Origin of the sequence: Streptomyces litchfieldiae (genome assembly GCF_031845365.1) — a bacterium.
Lineage (GTDB): Bacteria > Actinomycetota > Actinomycetes > Streptomycetales > Streptomycetaceae > Streptomyces > Streptomyces litchfieldiae.
On sequence record NZ_JAVREL010000133.1, the window covers coordinates 1 to 428 of the forward strand.

The window sequence follows — 428 nt, forward strand, 5'->3', positions numbered from 1 at the left end:
GGGACGGGCCAGTACGGCGTCCCGCAGCCCGCGCACGACGCCGGCGGGCAGCACCCGGGTGGTGTACCGGCGTTCGGACTCAAGTCCCTTGCCCACGCCGACACTTCGCGCCACCAGTGCTTTGGAGAGTCCCTCGGCGTAGGTGCGCGCGCGGAAGTACCCGAAGTGCTCACGTGCCGCGGGCACCCGGTGGTGGATGACCGCGCGGTCGTCGATCAGCAGGACGGCGTCCGGCTCGGCGGCGAGAATCGCGGGCATGGCGCGGATCAGCGTGTCCTGGCCCTTGCGCGGCACGAGCCGCGAGACGCACACGACCACCGGGCGGTCGGTCAGCCCGAGCCGGGCGCGCACCTCGTCGCCGCCGGAGCCGGGGTGGAAGGTCTTCTCGTCGACCCCGGGCGGCAGCTGCACCATGCGGGCGGCGGCCT

General features: G+C 74.1%; 1 protein-coding gene. It reads right to left on the minus strand.

Annotated features, from left to right (window positions below):
• On the minus strand, positions 1-428 hold a 428-nt coding region (locus tag RM590_RS35740), incomplete at both ends, for a glycosyltransferase (protein WP_394814044.1).